Annotated in this window: 20 protein-coding genes; 14 read left to right on the forward strand and 6 right to left on the reverse strand. The window is 69.8% G+C overall.

Annotated features, from left to right (window positions below; translation table 11 throughout):
* Positions 1-118 precede the first annotated feature (118 nt).
* Both ACWD38_RS04225 and ACWD38_RS04230 read left to right on the forward strand, forming a co-directional pair.
* Positions 119-760 (forward strand): RBBP9/YdeN family alpha/beta hydrolase, encoded by a 642-nt coding sequence (locus ACWD38_RS04225; RefSeq protein ID WP_450123327.1) that lies wholly within the window; start codon positions 119-121, stop codon positions 758-760.
* A gap of 213 nt (positions 761-973) precedes the next feature.
* Positions 974-1,840 (forward strand): alpha/beta hydrolase, encoded by an 867-nt coding sequence (locus ACWD38_RS04230; RefSeq protein WP_246456678.1) that lies wholly within the window; start codon positions 974-976, stop codon positions 1,838-1,840.
* A 221-nt stretch (positions 1,841-2,061) separates the two neighbouring features.
* On the opposite strand, the gene fdhD is transcribed toward ACWD38_RS04230, so the two are convergent.
* The gene (gene fdhD, locus ACWD38_RS04235; RefSeq protein WP_450123328.1) at positions 2,062-2,907 is read right to left on the reverse strand and encodes a formate dehydrogenase accessory sulfurtransferase FdhD; all 846 of its coding nucleotides are present in this window, start codon (positions 2,905-2,907) and stop codon (positions 2,062-2,064) included.
* 256 nt (positions 2,908-3,163) lie between these two features.
* Between fdhD and ACWD38_RS04240 the strand changes: the two genes are divergently transcribed.
* Both ACWD38_RS04240 and ACWD38_RS04245 read left to right on the forward strand, forming a co-directional pair.
* Positions 3,164-3,763, forward strand: coding sequence for a hypothetical protein (locus tag ACWD38_RS04240; protein ID WP_450123329.1), 600 nt, complete (start codon positions 3,164-3,166; stop codon positions 3,761-3,763).
* Positions 3,764-3,820: 57 nt separating this feature from the next.
* A complete protein-coding gene (locus tag ACWD38_RS04245) occupies positions 3,821-4,405 on the forward strand; it encodes a DNA polymerase ligase N-terminal domain-containing protein (protein ID WP_184477645.1) in 585 nt (194 codons plus the stop codon).
* 229 nt (positions 4,406-4,634) lie between these two features.
* Here the strand turns inward: ACWD38_RS04245 and ACWD38_RS04250 are convergent, their stop codons facing one another.
* The 3 genes from ACWD38_RS04250 to ACWD38_RS04260 form a co-directional block, all read right to left on the reverse strand.
* On the reverse strand, positions 4,635-5,132 hold the full coding sequence (locus ACWD38_RS04250; RefSeq protein WP_450123330.1) for an NUDIX domain-containing protein: 498 nt from the start codon (positions 5,130-5,132) through the stop codon (positions 4,635-4,637).
* The gene (locus tag ACWD38_RS04255; protein WP_450123331.1) at positions 5,129-6,355 is read right to left on the reverse strand and encodes a hypothetical protein; all 1,227 of its coding nucleotides are present in this window, start codon (positions 6,353-6,355) and stop codon (positions 5,129-5,131) included. The genes ACWD38_RS04250 and ACWD38_RS04255 overlap by 4 nt, the downstream gene beginning before the upstream one ends.
* Before the next feature lie 939 nt (positions 6,356-7,294).
* On the reverse strand, positions 7,295-9,631 hold the full coding sequence (locus ACWD38_RS04260) for an FdhF/YdeP family oxidoreductase (protein WP_450123332.1): 2,337 nt from the start codon (positions 9,629-9,631) through the stop codon (positions 7,295-7,297).
* Positions 9,632-9,754: 123 nt separating this feature from the next.
* Between ACWD38_RS04260 and ACWD38_RS04265 the strand changes: the two genes are divergently transcribed.
* The gene (locus ACWD38_RS04265) at positions 9,755-12,415 is read left to right on the forward strand and encodes a valine--tRNA ligase (RefSeq protein WP_450123333.1); all 2,661 of its coding nucleotides are present in this window, start codon (positions 9,755-9,757) and stop codon (positions 12,413-12,415) included.
* 85 nt (positions 12,416-12,500) lie between these two features.
* Here the strand turns inward: ACWD38_RS04265 and ACWD38_RS04270 are convergent, their stop codons facing one another.
* Positions 12,501-12,725 carry a hypothetical protein gene (locus tag ACWD38_RS04270; protein WP_450123334.1) on the reverse strand — a complete coding sequence of 75 codons (225 nt, stop codon included), beginning with the start codon at positions 12,723-12,725 and terminating at the stop codon, positions 12,501-12,503.
* A gap of 113 nt (positions 12,726-12,838) precedes the next feature.
* Between ACWD38_RS04270 and ACWD38_RS04275 the strand changes: the two genes are divergently transcribed.
* From ACWD38_RS04275 to ACWD38_RS04315, 9 genes are all read left to right on the forward strand, one after another.
* A complete protein-coding gene (locus ACWD38_RS04275; protein WP_450123335.1) occupies positions 12,839-13,708 on the forward strand; it encodes a helix-turn-helix domain-containing protein in 870 nt (289 codons plus the stop codon).
* Positions 13,705-13,905, forward strand: coding sequence for a DUF397 domain-containing protein (locus tag ACWD38_RS04280; protein ID WP_450123336.1), 201 nt, complete (start codon positions 13,705-13,707; stop codon positions 13,903-13,905). The genes ACWD38_RS04275 and ACWD38_RS04280 overlap by 4 nt, the downstream gene beginning before the upstream one ends.
* 29 nt (positions 13,906-13,934) lie before the next feature.
* A complete protein-coding gene (locus ACWD38_RS04285) occupies positions 13,935-14,123 on the forward strand; it encodes a DUF397 domain-containing protein (protein ID WP_184477653.1) in 189 nt (62 codons plus the stop codon).
* A 33-nt stretch (positions 14,124-14,156) separates the two neighbouring features.
* Positions 14,157-14,351 (forward strand): DUF397 domain-containing protein, encoded by a 195-nt coding sequence (locus ACWD38_RS04290; RefSeq protein ID WP_184477654.1) that lies wholly within the window; start codon positions 14,157-14,159, stop codon positions 14,349-14,351.
* A gap of 156 nt (positions 14,352-14,507) precedes the next feature.
* A complete protein-coding gene (gene folC / locus ACWD38_RS04295; RefSeq protein WP_184477655.1) occupies positions 14,508-15,875 on the forward strand; it encodes a bifunctional tetrahydrofolate synthase/dihydrofolate synthase in 1,368 nt (455 codons plus the stop codon).
* Complete coding sequence (locus ACWD38_RS04300) at positions 15,872-16,321, forward strand: DUF4233 domain-containing protein (RefSeq protein WP_343071229.1); 450 nt, start codon at positions 15,872-15,874, stop codon at positions 16,319-16,321. Before folC ends, ACWD38_RS04300 begins: the two co-directional genes overlap by 4 nt.
* Positions 16,322-16,378: 57 nt before the next feature.
* Entirely contained in the window at positions 16,379-16,627 is a 249-nt protein-coding gene (locus tag ACWD38_RS04305) for a ribbon-helix-helix protein, CopG family (RefSeq protein WP_184477656.1), read from the forward strand.
* Positions 16,624-17,052, forward strand: a complete 429-nt coding sequence (locus ACWD38_RS04310) for a TA system VapC family ribonuclease toxin (protein ID WP_184477657.1) — start codon at positions 16,624-16,626, stop codon at positions 17,050-17,052. Before ACWD38_RS04305 ends, ACWD38_RS04310 begins: the two co-directional genes overlap by 4 nt.
* Positions 17,053-17,119: 67 nt before the next feature.
* Complete coding sequence (locus tag ACWD38_RS04315; RefSeq protein ID WP_184477658.1) at positions 17,120-17,278, forward strand: hypothetical protein; 159 nt, start codon at positions 17,120-17,122, stop codon at positions 17,276-17,278.
* Here ACWD38_RS04315 and ACWD38_RS04320 read toward each other — a convergent pair whose 3' ends face one another.
* Positions 17,279-18,379, reverse strand: a complete 1,101-nt coding sequence (locus tag ACWD38_RS04320; RefSeq protein WP_184477659.1) for a zinc-binding dehydrogenase — start codon at positions 18,377-18,379, stop codon at positions 17,279-17,281.
* Between the last annotated feature and the right edge of the window lie 107 nt (positions 18,380-18,486).

Here is an 18,486-nt window from a genome sequence, read left to right on the forward strand (position 1 = left end):
CCGCAAGCGGGTGAGCCGCAGGCGCGCGATCCGCGCATTCCCCAGCGGTGTCCGCGGCCATGCATGATCATGCTCATCGGAGAGTCGTCCGATTCGAGCATGCCCAGGGAGTGGCCCGATGAGCGAGCTGCACGTGCTGCTGGTGCCGGGCGATTCGAGGACCGGTCCGTGGCACTGGCAGCAGTGGCTGGCGGCGCGGCTGCCCGATGCGGGCGCGGTCGTGACCACCTGCCCGCCCGCCGCGGAATCGCACGACCCGATCGCCGCGCTGCGGGTGCGGCTGGCCCGCACACCCCCGGAAGCGGAACTCGCGGTCGTCGCGCACCGCGGCGGTGCCGCGTCGTGGCTGCGGCACGCGGCTACCCTGGGGGCGCGGCGGTCGGCGGCCGAAGGAGTCCGCCGGGCCGATCGGGTGCTGCTGGTCGCGCCGGACGCCCAGGCGCGGACGCCGGGAACGCGGGCGGACGTGCCGGGTGAACCGGACGCGCCGGCGCTGCGCGAAGCGGGCGGCCCGACCCGGATGGTCGTCGGAGCCGACGACCCGGCGTCATCGGTGCGCGCGGCGCACGCGCTGTCCCACCGGTTGCGGGTCGAACTCGACGTGCTCGCCGACGGCCGAGGGCTGGACACGGCCGCGGGTTACGGGCCGTGGCCCGCGCTGCTGCGCTGGGTGCTGTACGGCTCGGTGCCGGTGGCGGACCGGTTCGGCTCCGCGCCGCGCGCGGCGGGTTGGTCGCCGGTGCCGGAGGGCGTCGGCTGACCGGTCCACCGCGGACCGGCGGCGGCCACCGGGCCGGAGCGCTCACAGGTCGCGCGATCACAAGACGGTCCACCCGGGATTCCTGGTTCGGGGTGGTGAGCTCTCCGTGGTGCAGGGGGCTTCCGGTAGCGCCGGTGGCCATTGGCACGATGAACGGTTCGGGGAGAACGAAGCGGAGGTGCCATGCAGCGCGGGGAGCCGCGGAAAGTCCCGATGCCCGACAGGCGGACCTTGCTCACTTCCGGCCTGGTCGGAGCAGGTGCGCTGGGGCTGGGGCTGAGCAGCGACTCCGGGGGCGCGGTGATGCCGCCGCAACCCGTGCCACTGGCGAAGCAGACCAACGTGTCGGTCGAGACCGTGCACTCGCAGGCGCGCAACCGCGAAGTGGACCTGGTCACGATGTACCCGAGCGGAGTGCCCCGCGCCGGGCTGCCCGTGTGCCTGCTGCTGCACGGCCGGTTCGGTGACGCTCGCAGGTCCTCCGGTGGGGTGCCCGCCTGGTTGAGCTCGTCGGTGAAGGCGGGCAAGGTGCCGCCGTTCGCGATCCTCGCCGTCGACGGCGGCGGCAACAGCTACTGGCACCAGCGGTCCGGGGACGATCCGATGTGGATGTTGCTGGACGAGGTGCCCCGCTGGCTGGGGGAGCGCGGACTCGGCGGGCGGGACGGCCAGCCGTTCGCCGTGGCGGGCATCTCGATGGGCGGTTTCGGGGCGCTGCTCTACACCCGCCGCCGCAACGAGCTCGACAGCCCGGTCAACGCGACCGCGGTGGTGTCGCCCGCGCTGATCACCAGCTGGCCGGAGATGGCGCGTCGGCGCGCGTTCCTCGACGAGGCCGAGTGGAGCGCGATCGACCCCATGCGCCACATCGCCGCGCTGGAGGACGTGCCGCTGGGGGTGTGGTGCGGCACGCGGGACAGGTTCATCAGCGGGACGCGCAAGTTCGTGCGGAAGGCCAAGCCCGAAGTGGCGTCGGTGAAGACCCCCGGCGGCCACAACAGCCGCTACTACCGGTTCGCGCTACCGGAGGTCGTCGACTTCATCGGCGGCTACGCCCCGGACACCGCTGATCACGGGTGAAGTCTCGGTCGCGCTGCGTTGGTGTCCGGGTGGCGGAACCTCAGCGTTCTTCTCGCTGCGGGATCTTTTTCCCGAGTGGCTCCGCCACGAGAGAAAAAGCTGTACTCGTGAGAAGACGACTGAGAACCCGCTGCGGTGCCGGTGGGCAGGGTGGTCGCCGCTCAGCGGCTTCGCCGCTGACAGGACACGGATGACAGGAGTGTCGTCCTGCCTGGCGTTTCCTACGAGACCGAGGTCGGGGTTCGTTCGGTGATCCGGTGGGTTCCGGTGTAGACGTTCATGGAGGTTCCGCGCAGGAAGCCGACCAGGGTCATGCCCTGCTCCTCGGCCAGTTCGACCGCCAGCGAGGACGGCGCGGAGACCGCGGCCAGCGCGGGGACTCCGGCCATGGCGGCCTTCTGCACCAGCTCGAACGAGGCGCGGCCGGAGACCATGAGGACGCAGCCTTCGAGCGGCACGCGGCGTTCCAGCACGGCCCAGCCGAGGACCTTGTCCACGGCGTTGTGCCTGCCCACGTCCTCCCGGCACACCAGCAGCCCGCCCTCGGAGTCGAACAGCGCGGCGCCGTGCAGGCCGCCGGTGGAGTCGAACACCTTCTGCGCCGCGCGCAGCCGGTCCGGCAGGTCCGCGAGCGTCTCGGGGCTGATCAGCAGCGGGTCCTGGGCGGGGGAGTGGCGGGTGCTCAGCCGCACCGAGTCCAGCGCGGCCTTCCCGCACACCCCGCAGGACGAGGTGGTGTAGAAGTTGCGCTCGATCGAGGTGTCCGGCGGTTCGACGCCGGGCGCGAGCAGCACGTCGAGCACGTTGTAGGTGTTGCGCCCGTCCGGTCCGGGGCTGTCGCAGTAGCGGGCGCTGCGCACGTCCTCCCGGTCTGCGATGACGCTCTCGGTGAGCAGGAAGCCGTGGGCGAGCTCGATGTCGTTGCCGGGGGTGCGCATCGTGACCGACAGCGCCCGGCCGTCGATGCGGATCTCCAGCGGCTCCTCGGCGGCCAGGGTGTCCGGCCGGGTGCGGGACCCGTTCTCGGTCACGCGGAGCACTGGTCGGCGGACGGTGACTCGTCCCATCGCGGCCTCCTCGGTCGGCGCTGCTCGGATGCCGTGGACCAGTATGCGCCGCCTGCGGTGGCCTCCAGCGGGTGCGGTCCGGGCGTCGGATCGGAGCGGTGGGCTGATCGGGTCGTGCTGCTCCATTCGGGTGTGAGGTGGGTGTGCTCGCGCGGAACCTTCCGGATCGGTCGGTGCGGGTCGCTAGGGTCTCGCCCGGAAAGCCGGATGCGCGCGGTGCGCCCGCGCAACCCCGCCAGCAACAGCAAGGACCTCGATGCCCGACAGCAGTGCACAACCCCGCCTGAGCCTCCGCTTCGTCGAGTCGGACGTGCCCATCCAGGAACCCGTCACGAAGTTCGGCGGCCAACCGGTGTGGCTGCAGGCCCCGGCGTGGCCGATGTCCGCGGCCCTCGGCAGGCCGATGCGCTTCCTCGGGCAGATCCGGCTGCCCGGCGAGCAGGTGCGGCTGGCGTACCTGTTCCTGACCGAGGACTACCCGGAGGACGACGAGGACGTCGTGGACACCTTCGAGCCCGACGGCGGGGAGAACGCGTTCTTCGCGCAGCCCGGTGAGCCCGCGGAGTTCTACCCGGTCGCGACGATCGCGAAGGGGCCGACGTTCGGCCCGGACCACCGGGTGGAGACCGAGCCGTTCGACGGTGAGGTCGACGTGGACGACTTCGCCACCAGGCTTTTCGGCGCTCCCCAGTGGTTGCAGGGCGACGAGTCGCCCGGCGAGCCGTTCCGGTTCATCGGCCAGTTCGACACCGCGGGCGACCTGCCGTTCGACGTGAACTTCGGCGATGCCGGGGTGGGGTACGCGTTCCTCGACGAGTCCACCGGGCAGGGGCGCTTCCTCTGGCAGTGCAGCTGATCGCCGCGGCCGGAGCCGCCGGGTGTGGTCGCTGGCCGCACCGGGTACGGCTCCGGCATGGCACGAGACCGGCTCGACGAGTACCGGGGCAAGCGGGACCTGGCGAAGTCGGGCGAACCGTCCGGTGGGGCCGCGGCAGCGCGCTCGCGCTTCGTGGTGCAGCGCCACGAAGCGTCGACGACGCACTTCGACTTCCGGTTGGAGGTCGGTGACGTCCTCAAGTCGTGGGCGGTGCCGAAGGGGCCGTCGACGGATCCGGGGCAGAAGCGGCTAGCCACCCCCACCGAGGACCATCCGCTGGACTACGCGTCCTTCGAGGGCGTCATCCCGGAGGGATACGGGGCGGGCACCGTCGTCGTGTGGGACACCGGGACGTACCGGAACCTGACCGAGCACCGCGGCACGCCGATCGACGTGGCCGACGCGCTCGAACGCGGGCACGTGAAGGTGCGGCTGGACGGCTCGAAGCTCACCGGCGCCTTCGCGCTGACCCGCACGCCGATGCGCGGCCGGGAGCAGTGGCTGCTGGTGAAGGTCGACGACGAAGGCGCCGACCGCGGCGGCGATCCGGCTCGCCCGGAGTCGGTGCTCAGCGGGCGCACCAACGACGACCTCGCCGCCGACGCCGACCGGGAGCGCTGAGCCCGGCGGACGACGCGCAACCGTGGAGGTCGAGCGCAGGAGCTTCGAACTCGCCCACCCGGACAAGGTGCTGTACCCCGACGCGCGCTCCGAGCGGGACGTCGCCGGTACTACCGGCGGATCGCCCCTCGGACGGCGTGGGTTCGGAGGCCCGGAAAGCCGATCCCTGGGCCGATCTGCGCGAGCACCGCGCCGACTTCGGGCGGCTGCCGGAGTCGGCGGGCTCGGATCACTCGACGTAGGAAGTGCGGTCCGAGTGCAGGGCGTGCTGCGCCCGGCGCAGCCGGTCGTACATGTCGGGCCGCAACAGCGCCCTCGCCTGCACGGCCGGGACGAACCGGAAGCGGGTGATCTCCGGATCCGAGATCCGCAGCGCCTCGACGCTGTCCGGGTGCAGCCGCCCGCCGTCGAAGATGAACAGCAACTGGTCGTCCCACGGGCCGTGCGGACGGACCCAGTCGATCAGCAGCGGACGGCCGACCGACAGATCCAGGCCCAGCTCCTCGTTCACCTCGCGCACCGCGGCGCGGCGAGGTGATTCGTTCGCCTCGGCCATCCCGCCGGGCAGGTCCCAGAAGTCCTTGTAGCTCGGGTCGACCAGCAGCACGTGGTCGTGCCGGTCGCGCACCAGCACGTCGGCGGCGACCCGCTTGCGGGCCTGCCGGGCGTTGCCCTGCGCGAGGTGGGCGTCCTGCGCGGAACTCGGTTCCAGACGCCCCCTCCTCAAGCGGAGTCGCGGAGCGGGTACGCGGCGCGGGCGGCGAAGAAGTCGGCCACGCCGGGAACCCGGTGGTGCGGCAGCAAAGAAGTGGCCAGCGCGTCGAGCCTGTCGTGCACGCGCGCCGACGACAGCGCGCTCGCCTCGACGAGCACCGTCGTCCCGGTATCCGCGGCCTCGTCGTGCCTGCCCGCGTCGGAGAGCACCTGCGCCAGCGCCAGCAGGCTCAACGCCCGGCTGCGCACCCGGTCGGACGGCCGCAGCTGCACGGCTTCGCGGGCGTGCAGCTCCCCGCGGCGCAGGTCGCCGAGGCTGCGCCAGCACTCGGTGGTCTCGCTGGCCAGCGAAGCGTGGTCGAACGGGGCGATCCACGGGCAAGTGTCGTCGGTGCGCGCCAGGCGCTCCTGGGCGAAGGCGAGCTGGTGCTCGGTGCCCGTGCGATCGCCCTGCGCCGCTAAAGCCCTCGCGTGCAGCGCGTGCAGCCGCGTCACGAGACGGCCGGTGCCCTCGGTGTTCATGGTGTGGGTGAGCCCGTTGAGCGCGTAATCCGCGGCGACCTTCGCCTGGCGCATCTCCGTCGACAAGTGCGACAGCGACGCGCAGACGTTCGCCACCAGCGCGTGGTTGGCGGCGGCCGAGGCGAGCCGGTACCCGGTGAGGAAGTGCTCCCGCGCGGGCACGTCGTTGCCGCTGTCGTGCGCCATCCACCCGGCGAGCTCGATCATCGAGGCCGCCGCGGACAGCACGTCCGCGTCGTCCTGCTTCTGCTGCACCAGCGGCATCACGACGGTGTTGAAGTAGTGCCGGACGGTCTCGTAGAGGTTGCCGCCACCGACCCGCCGGTCAGCGGACTGGAACGAGGCCGATACGACCCGGATCGCCTCGACGCTGGTGGCGGGCAACCCGTTGCCCGGAGCCGGCGGCGGCGCGGGCGCGCCCCTGGGGCGGAATCCGAGGGTGGCGTCGTCGGCCGCTCCCAGCACCGCGCGCAACGCGGCGCGGTAAGCGGCGGTCGGCCAGCGCACCGCGCCGCGCTCCCACTTGGCCACGTGGTGCGCGTCGAGGTCGTAGCGGTGGCCCGTCGTCTCCAGCAGGTAGCCGTTGACCGCCGCGGCGAGTTCCGCGCGGGACAGCGGTTCGCCGGGAGCCAAGCGCGAGGGCTGCGCTTCCCGGGCGCGGCGGAGCCGTTCGTTGCGCTCCGGCCGACGCCGATCGTGGGGGGTGCGGGACATGTTGATCAGCCTCCCAACGGATACAGAGTGTATCCACTCAATTCCGCACAGTCGCCGATCTTGCCTCAAGTTGCCCTGAACGGCCCCGGCGGGTACGCCAACCGCCGAGGCCACCGGTTGTTTCGGCACGTTCCCCGGGTTGCCCCGCGGTGCTCCCTGTTGTGCCGTCGCGGGCGTGCCGATGCTTGGAGGTATGCGGCGACGAGGTGACCGGCCGGTCCGGGTGACCGATGTCCACGACGGACGTGACCACTTCGTGGGGGATGTCGAAATGGCAGCGGGACTGGCCGGGGGGCGAGGGCAATACCGGGCGCTGTGCGGGCTGGTCGTGCTGACCGCGGAGATGTCGCGGCCATCGGCCCACCCGTGCCCCTGGTGCCTCGCGACGCTTCCGCGTCCCGCTCGCCGCACCACCGGTGTTCTGAGCAATCTGCTGGGACACCGGATGCCGGCCCGATCGTCGTGCCGCGGCACGCTGTCCCCCCGCGGGACGACGATCGGGCCCGATCGGCACAGGCGGTGACCTCACACGCGCGCCCCGCCTGTGCCGATCTCTCCCTTGGGGGTGACGGCTCGTTTTGCTATGGGGTCGGGTGGCGGAACCTCAGCTGCTTCCTCGCGAGGAAGCAGCTGAGAACCCGCGGGTGAGGGCTTTTCGACGTGGGCTATGTGCTTCGCACATACAGGCACGGCCTTCGGCCGCCAGGCAGGCTTGCTTCGCAGCCCACGGCACGGCTTCGCCGCTAGACACGGCCTTCGGCCGCAAGGCAGGCGGGACTTCGTCCGCCCACTGCACGGCTTCGCCGCAAAGGCATGGCATTTGGCAGCAAGGCGGACTTTGCTTCGTTCGTCCGCTGCACGGCCTTTGGCCGTTAGGCGGTGCGTTGTTGTTGTGGGGAGGTCGCGCGGTGGTGGGTGTCGCCGCGCGACCTGCCTGGGTCAGTCGGTGGCTCGTTCGAGGCGGATTGTGATTGCCTTGGAGACGGGGGTGTTGGACTTCTCGGCTACTGAGCCCAGTGGTACCAGCGGGTTCGCTTCCGGGTAGTAGGCGGCGGCGCAGTCGCGGGCCGTGGGGTAGGCGACGATGCGGAACCGCTCCGCGCGTCGTTCCTCCACAGTGGACTCACCGTCGGGGCCGGGTTCGCCGGGCCACTCGGAGACGAGGTCCACCAGGTCGCCGTCGGCGAAGCCGAGCGCGGCGATGTCCTTCTCGTTGACCATGACCACGCGGCGGGCGTCCTCGATGCCGCGGTAGCGGTCCGAGAGCCCGTAGATCGTGGTGTTGTACTGGTCGTGGCTGCGCAGCGTCTGCAGCAGCAGCCTGCCCTCCGGCAGCACCAGCGGCTGCGGCTCGTTCACCGTGAAGTTCGCCTTGCCGGTGTCGGTGGTGAACGTGCGGCTGTCCCGCGGCGGGTGCGGCAGCACGAAACCGTCCGGTTCGCGGACCTTCGCGTTGTAGTCGGTGCAACCGGGCACGACCTCGGCGATGTGCCTGCGCACCGCGTCGTAGTCCTTCTCGAACTCCTCCCAGCGCACCGGATGCCCGTCGCCGAGCAGCTTCCGGGCCAGCCGGGAGACGATCGCGACCTCCGAGAGCAGGGTGTCCGACGCCGGTTCCAGCCTGCCCCGGGAGGCGTGCACGACCGACATCGAGTCCTCGACGGTGACGAACTGCGGACCGGACGCCTGCACGTCGCGCTCGGTGCGGCCCAGCGTCGGCAGGATCAGCGCCGTGTCGCCCACGACCGCGTGCGAGCGGTTGAGCTTCGTCGAGACCTGCACGGTGAGCCCGCAGCTGCGCAGCGCCCGCTCGGTGCCCGCCGTGTCCGGGGTGGCGGACACGAAGTTGCCGCCCACGGCGAAGAACGCCTTCACCTCACCGGCCTGCATCGCGTGCAGCGCGTCCACCGTGTCGTAGCCGTGCTTGCGCGGCATGGGGATGCCGAACTCGGCTTCCATCGCGGCCATGAACGGTTCCGGCATCTTCTCCCAGATGCCCATCGTCCGGTCGCCTTGCACGTTGGAGTGGCCGCGGACCGGGCACACGCCCGCGCCAGGCTTGCCGATCATGCCGCGCAGCAGCAGCAGGTTGACGGCCTCGCGGATCGTCGGCACGGCCTTCTTCTGCTGGGTGAGGCCCATCGCCCAGCAGATCACGGTCCGCTCGGACTCGATGAGCATCCGCGCGATCGTCTCGATCTGCTCGCGCGACAGCGCGGTGGCCGTGAGCGTCGCGTCCCAGTCGATGTCGGTGGCCTGCGCGAAGAACTCGTCGAAGCCGTGGGTGTGCTGTTCGATGAACTCGCGGTCCAGCACGGTGCCGGGCGCGTCCCGCTCGGCCTGCGCCAGCAGCGCCGTCAGCGCCTTGAACAGCGCGAGGTCGCCGCCGATGCGGATCTGGGCGAACTCGTCGCACAGCGCGGTGCCCTTGCCCGCGACGCCGCGCACGTTCTGCGGGTTCTTGAACCGCATCAGCCCGGCCTCGGGCAGCGGGTTCACCGCGATGATCTTGCCGCCGTGGCCCTTGACCTTCTCCAGCGTGGAGAGCATCCGCGGGTGGTTGGTGCCCGGGTTCTGCCCCACCACCATGACCAGGTCGGCGTGCTCGACGTCGGCCAGCGACACCGAGCCCTTGCCGATGCCGATGGTCTCGGTCAGCGCCGAACCGGAGGACTCGTGGCACATGTTCGAGCAGTCCGGCAGGTTGTTCGTGCCGAAGCTGCGCACCAGCAGCTGGTACAGGAACGCGGCCTCGTTGCTGGTGCGCCCGGACGTGTAGAAGGCCGCCTCGTCCGGGGAGTCCAGGTCGCGCAGCCCCTCCGCGACGACGTCGAGCGCCCCGTCCCAGCCGATCGGCCGGTAGTGGGTGTCGCCGGACCGCTTGATCATCGGCTGGGTCAGCCGCCCCTGCTGTCCGAGCCAGTACTCCGACTTGCCGGCGAGCTCCTCGATCGAATGCCGCGCGAAGAAGTCCGCGTCGACCCGCCGGGTGGTGGCCTCCTCGGCGACCGCCTTCGCGCCGTTCTCGCAGAACTCGGCGACGCTGCGCTTGTCCCCGTCGGCCTCGCGCGGGTCCGGCCACGCGCAGCCGGGACAGTCGAAACCGGAACGCTGGTTGAGCAGCGGCAACGTCTTGATCGTGCGTCCCGCGCCCATCTGTTCCCAGCTGCGGCGCAGCGACACCATCACCGCCTTGACGCCTGCGGCGTGGTCCTTCGGGTCGTGAGTGGACAGCGCCGACTCGTCGATGTCCTGTTCGGGGGCTTTGCGCGACATGACCACCAGGGTCCTCCTCCAAGGTCGCGGGAGCACTCCCCGCGTGGCGTGGTTCACACGGCCGGCGCAACGCGGGAGGTGAGGCCCGGTAAGTCGGCCGGAGGCGGTTCGTAGAATCGGTGCGTGACACAAACCAGCGCCCCTCTCCCGGAGACCTCCTCCGGGACCGCACAGCCCCGTGAACTTCCGTCGAGCTGGAACCCGGCCGACGTCGAGGCCGAGCTGTACCAGCGCTGGGTAGCCGCCGAGTACTTCACCGCCGACGCGACCAGCGACAAGCCGCCGTTCTCGATCGTGATCCCGCCGCCGAACGTGACCGGCAGCCTGCACATCGGCCACGCGTTCGAGCACACCCTGATGGACGTGCTCACGCGGCGTCGCCGGATGCAGGGCTACGAAGCGCTGTGGCTGCCCGGCATGGACCACGCCAGCATCGCCGTCCAGGCCCTGGTGGAGCGGGAGCTCCGCGAGGAAGGCGTCGACCACCGCGAACTCGGCCGGGAGAAGTTCCTGGAGCGGGTGTGGGAGTGGAAGGAGCAGCACGGCGGCTCGATCCTGTCCCAGATGCGCCGCCTCGGGGACAGCGTCGACTGGAGCCGCGAGCGCTTCACGATGGACTCGGGGCTGTCCCGCGCGGTCCAGACGATCTTCAAGAAGCTCTTCGACGACGGCCTGATCTACCGGGCGGAGCGCCTGGTGAACTGGTCGCCCGCGATGCGCTCGGCGATCTCCGACATCGAAGTGGAGCACCGCGAGGTCGAGGGCGAGCTCGTCTCGATGCGCTACGGCTCCGGCGACGCCGAGATCATCGTGGCCACGACCCGCGTGGAGACGATGCTCGGCGACACCGCCATCGCGGTGCACCCGGACGACGAGCGCTACCGGAACCTGATCGGCACCCTCGTCGAGCTGCCGCTGACCGGCCGCAGCATCCCGGTCGTCGCCGACGAGCACGTGGACCCCGAGTTCGGCACCGGCGCGGTCAAGGTGACCCCCGCGCACGACCCGAACGACTTCGAGATCGGCCGGCGCCACGATCTGCCGATGCTCACCGTCATGGACGAGCAGGGCCGCATCGCCCACACCGGCACCGAGTTCGACGGCATGGACCGCTTCGAGGCCCGCGTCGCCGTCCGCGAGGCGCTGCGCGAGCAGGACCGCATCGTCGCGGAGAAGCGCCCCTACACCCACAGCGTCGGCCACAGCTCGCGCTCCAAGGAGCCGATCGAGCCGCGGCTGTCGCTGCAGTGGTTCGTCAAGGTCGGTCCGCTGGCGCAGGCCGCCGGGGACGCGGTGCGCGACGGCCGCGTCGCGGTGCACCCGCCGGAGATGGCCAAGCGCTACTTCGACTGGGTCGACAACCTGCACGACTGGGCCATCTCGCGGCAGCTGTGGTGGGGCCACCGGATCCCGATCTGGTACGGCCCGAACGGCGAGGTCGTCTGCGTCGGACCCGACGAGGAGCCGCCCTCGGGCGACGGCTGGCGCCAGGACGAGGACGTGCTCGACACGTGGTTCTCCTCGGGTCTGTGGCCGTTCTCCACGATGGGCTGGCCGGAGCAGACCGCCGACCTGGCGAAGTTCTACCCGACGAGCGTGCTCGTCACGGGCTACGACATCTTGTTCTTCTGGGTCGCCCGGATGATGATGTTCGGCCTCTACGCGATGGACGGCGTGGCGCCGTTCAACGTGATCGCGCTGCACGGCATGGTCCGCGACGCGCACGGCAAGAAGATGTCGAAGTCCGCGGGCAACACGGTCGATCCGCTGGAGTGGATGGACACCTACGGCACCGACGCGCTGCGGTTCACCTTGGCGCGCGGCGCGAACCCGGGCGCGGACGCGCCGATCAGCGAGGAGTGGGTCGCGGGTTCGCGCTCCTTCTGCACGAAGCTGTTCAACGCCACCAAGTTCGCGCTGATGAACGGTGCCCGCGTGCCGTCGGCGCTGCCGGACCGCGCGGAGCTCACCGACGCGGACCGCTGGATCCTGGACCGCACCGACCAGCTCACGTCCGATGTGGACGAACTGCTGGAGGACTTCCAGTTCGCCAAGTCCACCGAGGCGCTCTACCACTTCACCTGGGACGAGTTCTGCGACTGGTACGTGGAGTTGTCGAAGGTGCAGCTGGACGGCGGCGGGGAGCGCGCCGAGCGCACCCGCGAGGTCCTCGGCCACGTGCTCGACGTGCTGCTGCGCCTGCTGCACCCGACGATCCCGTTCGTCACCGAGACGCTGTGGACGACGCTGACCGGACGGGAGTCCGTGGTCATCGCGGACTGGCCGAAGGCCGTGGGCACGCCCGCCGACGAGGGCGCCGCGCAGCGCATCGTGTCCGCCCAGAAGCTGATCACCGAGATCCGCCGGTTCCGCTCCGACCAGGGCCTCAAGCCCGGTCAGCGGGTGGCCGCGCGCCTGGGTGGGCTGGACGAGCCGGAGCTGTCCGGGCACCTGCCCGCGGTGCGGTCGCTGGCGAAGCTCAACGAGCCGGGCGAGGACTTCACGTCCTCGGCGTCGTTGGAGATCGGCCTGACCGGCGGCACCGCGACGGTCGAGCTGGACCTCTCCGGCGCGGTCGACATCGCGGCCGAGCGCAAGCGGCTGGAGAAGGACCTCGCGGCGGCCCGCAAGGAGCTGGAGGGCACCGAGAAGAAGCTCGGCAACCCGTCCTTCACCGACAAGGCCCCCGCCGACGTCGTCGAGAAGATCAAGGTCCGCCGCGACACGGCGCAGACCGACATCACCCGCATCGAATCCCGCCTGGCGGCCCTGCCGTCGGCGTGACGCGGTTCTGAGTGAACGGCCCGTTCGCCCCATCCCGTTGGGCGAACGGGCCGTTCGCTTCTGGGGGCATCGGCGGGGGAGCGGATCATTCTTCCGAGACGGCAGCAGCGGAGAGCTGCGCCAGCGCTAGCCTTCCCGCCTCGACGACGCACTCGAGTGTTTCGCGGCCGAGCAGCAGGACGAACTCGTCCCGGCCGAAGACCAGCGTGATCCGGTCGTTGAGCTCGTCCACCTCGTGCCGCATCGTCACGCCGGCCTCCATGTCCACAAAGGACTCGATGGACACTTTGGTATCGAAGTACAGGGCCATGCTGCGCCTCCGGGGTTCTGGTCCGATATCGGAGTTAAGGTTAAAGTCCGATATCGGACTTGTATATCAACTGATCGAATGAGATCCTTTGGATCTCGCGAGGAGGTCGGCTGATGGGCCGAGTTCGACAGACGTTGGAGCGCCGCCAACTGGGACTCGCGTTGCGGAGGCTCAGGTCGGAAGCTCAGCGGACGAGGCAGGAAGCCTCGGAGGTTCTGGGCAAGGTCCGATCGCGGGTTGCTGAGCTGGAGGACGGCAAGAGCACGATCACCCCGGGCGATCTCGACTCACTGCTCGATCTTTACGGCGTAAAGGGCGATGAGCGCTCAGCGGTCCTTGCGCTGGCCGCAGAGGCGCGCAAGCGACAGCCTCGACGGCCCTACACCGACGCATTGCCGCGCTCGTTCCAGCGTTTTGTCGACCTGGAAGCGAGTGCCGTGGGCATGTGCAGCTACGAGGCGGCGATCGTTCCGGGCTTGCTCCAGTGTCCCGACTACATCAGGGCGCTCATGGCGGACGGCGACGGCGTGTGGTGGGACGCGTCAGAGGACGAGGTCGAGCGACGGACTGACGCACGTCTGAACCGGCAAGAGAAGGCGTTCGGTGCTGAAGCTGTGAAGGCCCTGCACTTCATAGTGGCCGAAGAGGCGCTTCGGGCGGTCGTCGGTTCGGAGGACGTCATGCGTGCCCAGCTTCGGCATCTCCGTGAGCTCTTGGAATTGCACGATGACCTCACCGTCCAGGTTCTGCCGTTCGGCACGCGGAATCCGGCACGGGGTGGCGGCTTCACCGTGTTCGAGTTCGGAGACAAGGGCGGGCCGGTCGGGTTCTCCTCCGCCACTTTCGGCCCGTCCACCTACTTCGACGGTGACGCGGACGTCGCTCTGCTGCGACATGCGTTCAAGACTCTCGCTGAACTGGCGGTCACGAGGGACGAAGCGCCGAAGTTGATCGAGCGGCTGGAAGAGGAGCTGTGGCTGTGACGCGTGATGCGGATAGCGGATGGTTCAAGCGCACCCGAAGCTCCGGAGCGAGCGACAACTGCGTGGAGGTCCGGATCTCCGCCTATGCGGTCGGTGTGCGGGACTCCAAGGAGCGTTCAGGCCCGGCGTTCGAGTTCTCGCTATCGAGCTGGGGTGCGTTCCTCGCCGAGGTGAAGGTGGCGCGCTTCGATCGGTGATCATTTCTAGCGGCATTCGAGGAGGCGTGATGGACACGGGTTGGTTCAAGAGCAGCAGGAGTGCGGCTGCCAGTGACAATTGCGTTGAGGTGCGGATTTCCAGCCACCGGGTGGGTGTCCGGGATTCCAAGGAGCGTTCGGGACCGGCGTTCGCGTTCCGGTTACCGGTCTGGAGTGCGTTTCTCTCCGAGGCGAAGGCGGGGCGCTTCGATCGCTGACCTGCGTTCGACGGCGTCCATCCAGGAGGCGTGATGGACACGGGTTGGTTCAAGAGCAGCAGGAGCTCGGGCGGAAGCGACAACTGCGTGGAGGTCCGGATCACGACCGACGAAGTCGGCGTGCGGGACTCCAAGGAGCGTTCGGGTCCGGCGTTCGCGTTCCCGTTAGCGGATTGGAGCGCGTTCCTCTCCGAGGCGAAGGCCGGGCGCTTCGACCTCCCGGCGTGACGCTCGGGGCGGTTGAGGTGAACGGACCGTTCGTCCGACGGGATTGGGCGAACGGTCCGTTCACTCACAACGTCCCGGGGGCGCGGGCCGGGTGCGGGGACCCTCCGACGTAGACTTGAGCTGGACGTTTGTCGTCGGGGTAGGGGAGTGTGCCAGTTGTCCGGCACCGAGTCCGGTGCGCTGCACGAGCTGCGCGTCGTGGAGGCCGAGCTCAACGAGCGCTGGCCGGAGACGAAGATCGAGCCGTCGTTGGACCGGATCAGGGCGCTCACCGACCTGCTGGCCGATCCGCAGCGCAACTACCAGGTCGTGCACGTCGGCGGCACCAACGGGAAGTCGTCCGTCTCGCGGATGGTCGACGCGCTGCTCACCCGCATCGGCCTGCGCGTGGGGCGCTACACGAGCCCGCACCTGCAGCTCGCCACCGAGCGCATCAGCATCGACGGCAAGCCGATCAGCCCGGACGCTTACGTCGAGGCCTACCGCGACATCGCGCCCTACGTCTCCATCGTGGACTCGAACCACGACGTGAAGATGTCGAAGTTCGAGGTGCTGACCGGCATGGCTTTCGCCGCGTTCGCCGACGCCCCGGTCGAAGCCGCCGTCCTGGAAGTCGGCCTCGGCGGCGGCTGGGACGCCACCAACGTCGCCGACGCGCACATCGCGGTGCTGTGCCCGATCGCGCTGGACCACGCCGACTACCTCGGCACCGACCTCGCCGGCATCGCCCGGGAGAAGGCCGGGATCATCAAACCGGAATCGGTCGTGGTGCTCGCCGCGCAGACCGCCGAGGTGCAGACGCCGATCATGGAGCGGATCGCCGAGGTCGACGCCACCGTGGCCCGCGAGGGCAACGAGTTCGGCGTGCTCTCGCGCACCGTCGCCGTCGGCGGGCAGATGCTCAAGCTGCAAGGGCTGGGCGGCACCTACGACGAGATCTTCCTGCCGCTGCACGGGGAGCACCAGGCCCGCAACGCCGCGCTGGCGCTCGCGACCGTGGAGGCGTTCTTCGGTGCCGGTGCCGACCAGCAGCTCGACGTCGAAGCCGTCCAGGAGGCGTTCGCCGGCGTGATCACGCCCGGTCGCCTGGAACGGGTCCGCGCCGCCCCGGCCGTGCTCGTCGACGCCGCGCACAACCCGCACGGCGCCCGCGCGCTCGCGGACGCGCTGAGCTCCGAGTTCTCCTTCCGCCGCCTCGTCGCCGTGATCGCCGTGCTGGCCGACAAGGACGTGCGCGGAGTGCTGCGGGAACTCGAACCCGTCGTGGAAGAAGTCGTGCTCACCAAGAACTCCTCGCCGCGCGCGATGGATCCCGACGAGCTCGCGGCCCTGGCCAAGGACATCTTCGGCCCGGACCGCATCGTCGTGGAGCAGCGCTTGGACGACGCCGTGGAGACCGCCATCCAGATGGCGGAGGAGACCACCGACGACTCCGACACCGTCTCCGGTGGCGGCGTGGTGATCACCGGGTCCGTGGTGACCGCCGGTGAGGGGCGAGCACTGTTCGGCAAGGAGCCACTGTGACCGAGTCCGGATCTGAGCCCCGTTCCTTCTGGGCGCTGCCCACCGCGCCCGAAGGCGTGCGCGACCCGTGGAAGGGGCTGCGCGGCATCATGGCGGGCACCCTGGTGATGGAGTTCATCACCTTCGGGCTCGCGCTCCCCGTCGTGTGGCAGTTCGGCGGCGGCGTCACCGGCCCCGGGTTCGCCGTGGTCGGCGCGCTCACCGTGCTCATGCTGATCGCCGGGTTCACCCAGCGGAAGCCGTGGGGGCTCGGGTTCGCGCTGGTGCTGCAGGTCGCGATGATCGCCTGCTATCTGGTGCACCCCGCCGTGGGCATCATGGGACTGCTGTTCGCGGCGGTGTGGGGCTACATGCTGTACCTGCGCCACGACGTCGCGAAGCGGATGCGCGAAGGCCGCCTGTACGACCAGCTCGGCCACCCCGAGGGCTACCCGCCGGAGCAGTGATCCGGCACCCGATCGAGCCATGGTGCATCACGATGCAGGCGACGTATTCTTGGGTGCATGAGAACCACCATTACGATCGATGATGCACTCTTGGACCAGCTCAAGGTCAGGGCTGCCCAGGAAAACACGACGGTGAGCGCACTGATCGAGGACGATGTTCGGGTTGGAGAGCTGCGACGCACCCAGCAGGCTGCCCCCGAGCGCGCACGATTCCGGCTGCGCACCTACGACTTGGGTAAGCCCAATCCTGGCGTGGACCTCAACGATAACGCCGCGTTGCTTGAATTCATGGAGAAGCAGGCGTGATCGCATGCGATGTCAACATCTTGATCAATGCGCATAACGCCTCTGTGCCTCGTCACGAAGAGTACGCAGCGTGGCTGGAGGATGCGCTCAACGGGATGACTCCGCTCGGAATTCCGTCCCTTGTTTGCAGCGGATACCTGCGGATCATCACGAACCCCAGGCTGTTTCCTCGGCGTTTCACCCCGGAGGAGGCCTTGGAAGAGATCGCCATAATCCGGACAGCCCCGGCCTTCGTAGCGCTGGAGCCCGGACCGCGACATTGGGAGATCTTCACCGAGTTGTGCCGCAAGGCGGAAGCGTCGGGAAATCAGGTGCCCGACGCCTACCTTGCTGCGATCGCGATCGAGCACGGTGCGGAGTGGATCACTGCCGACCGGGGTTTCGCGCGTTACCCGGGCCTGCGCTGGCGCCATCCGCTGGACTGAGCGCCGTTCGGCGACGGCACCTGATCGTGTCCTTGGCAGTCGTGTTGATCATCGGTATCCATGGCGTATGGAGATCAACAACGATGCGGTGGCGAATCAGATTCCTCAACTGGTGACAAGGAAATTCCAGCTCTCGACGTTCGAACTGGGCGAGCCGCGCGCCGGGATCGACATCAACGACAACGCCGCGCTGCTGGAATGCCTCGACACCGAGCAGTGGAGCTGATCACGCGATGTCGATGACCGCCCGCCCCTGGATCTCGCGGCGGTTCAGCGCGTCGTAGGCGTCCTGCACCTCGTCGAATCCGAAGCGGCGGCTCACCGCGTCCTGCGGGCGCAGCTGCCCGCGGGCCACCATGTCCAGCAGCACCGGCATGTCCCGCTGCGGCTTCGCGCCGTAGGAGCCCTTGATCTGCAGTTTCCGGCGGGCGATGGTGGCCAGGTCGAACTCGCCGACGCTGCCCTTCGGGGCGATGCCGACGACCACCACTTGGCCGCCCTCCACCACGGAATCGCGGGCCACGCGGAACGTGGCCGTGCTCCCCAGCGCTTCGAAGGCCACGTCGACGCCGCGCCCGCCGGTCAGCTCGCGGATCGCCTCCGGAGCGTCCACATCGGACGAATTCACGGTGTGCGTGGCGCCCAGTTTCCGGGCCGCTTCGAGCTTGTCGTCGGCGATGTCCACCGCGACGATCATCGAGGCGCCGAACCGGGCCGCCAGCTGGATCAGCGAACTGCCCACGCCCCCGGCCGCGACGACCGCCACCGCGTCGCCCACCCGCACGTCCGCGGCGTGCCGCAGCGCGCCGTACGCGGTCATCGTCGAGCAGCCGACCGAAGCCACATCGGCCAATTCCACCTCGTCCGGCACCCGGTACACCGAAGTCGCCGGAGTGACCGAACGCTCCGCGAGGCCGCCCATCGAGTACATCCACACCGGCTCGCCGCCCGGCCGGAACAACCGGGTCTGCCCGTCGTAGAGCAGGCCCTTCGCCCGGTTGTGCGCGAAGAACTCCAAGCAGATCTCCGAATTCCCGCGCGTGCACTGGGCGCAACGGCCGCACGGCATGATGAAGCTGGTCACCACCCGGTCGCCGACGCGCACCCCGCTCACTTCCGGGCCGACCTCGGAGATCACCCCGGCCACCTCGTGCCCGAGCACCGCCGGAGTGGGGAACGGCAGCTCTCCCTTGAGCACGTGCAGATCCGAGTGGCAGGCGCCGCACGAGAGCACGTCGATGGCGACCTCGCCCGCCTTCGGATGCGGGTCGGCGATCTCCTCGATGGTCATCGGCTCGTTCACGGCGGTGTGCACGGCTGCTCGCATCCGGACCTCCTCGTTCGGACCGGCCGGTCGGTACGGCCGCAGCCGAACCTAGTCGGCGAGTCCGGGCCGCACCAGGGACCGGAGGTTCAACTGTTCGTCGCCCGCAC

Source organism: Saccharopolyspora sp. NPDC002578 (assembly GCF_053592695.1).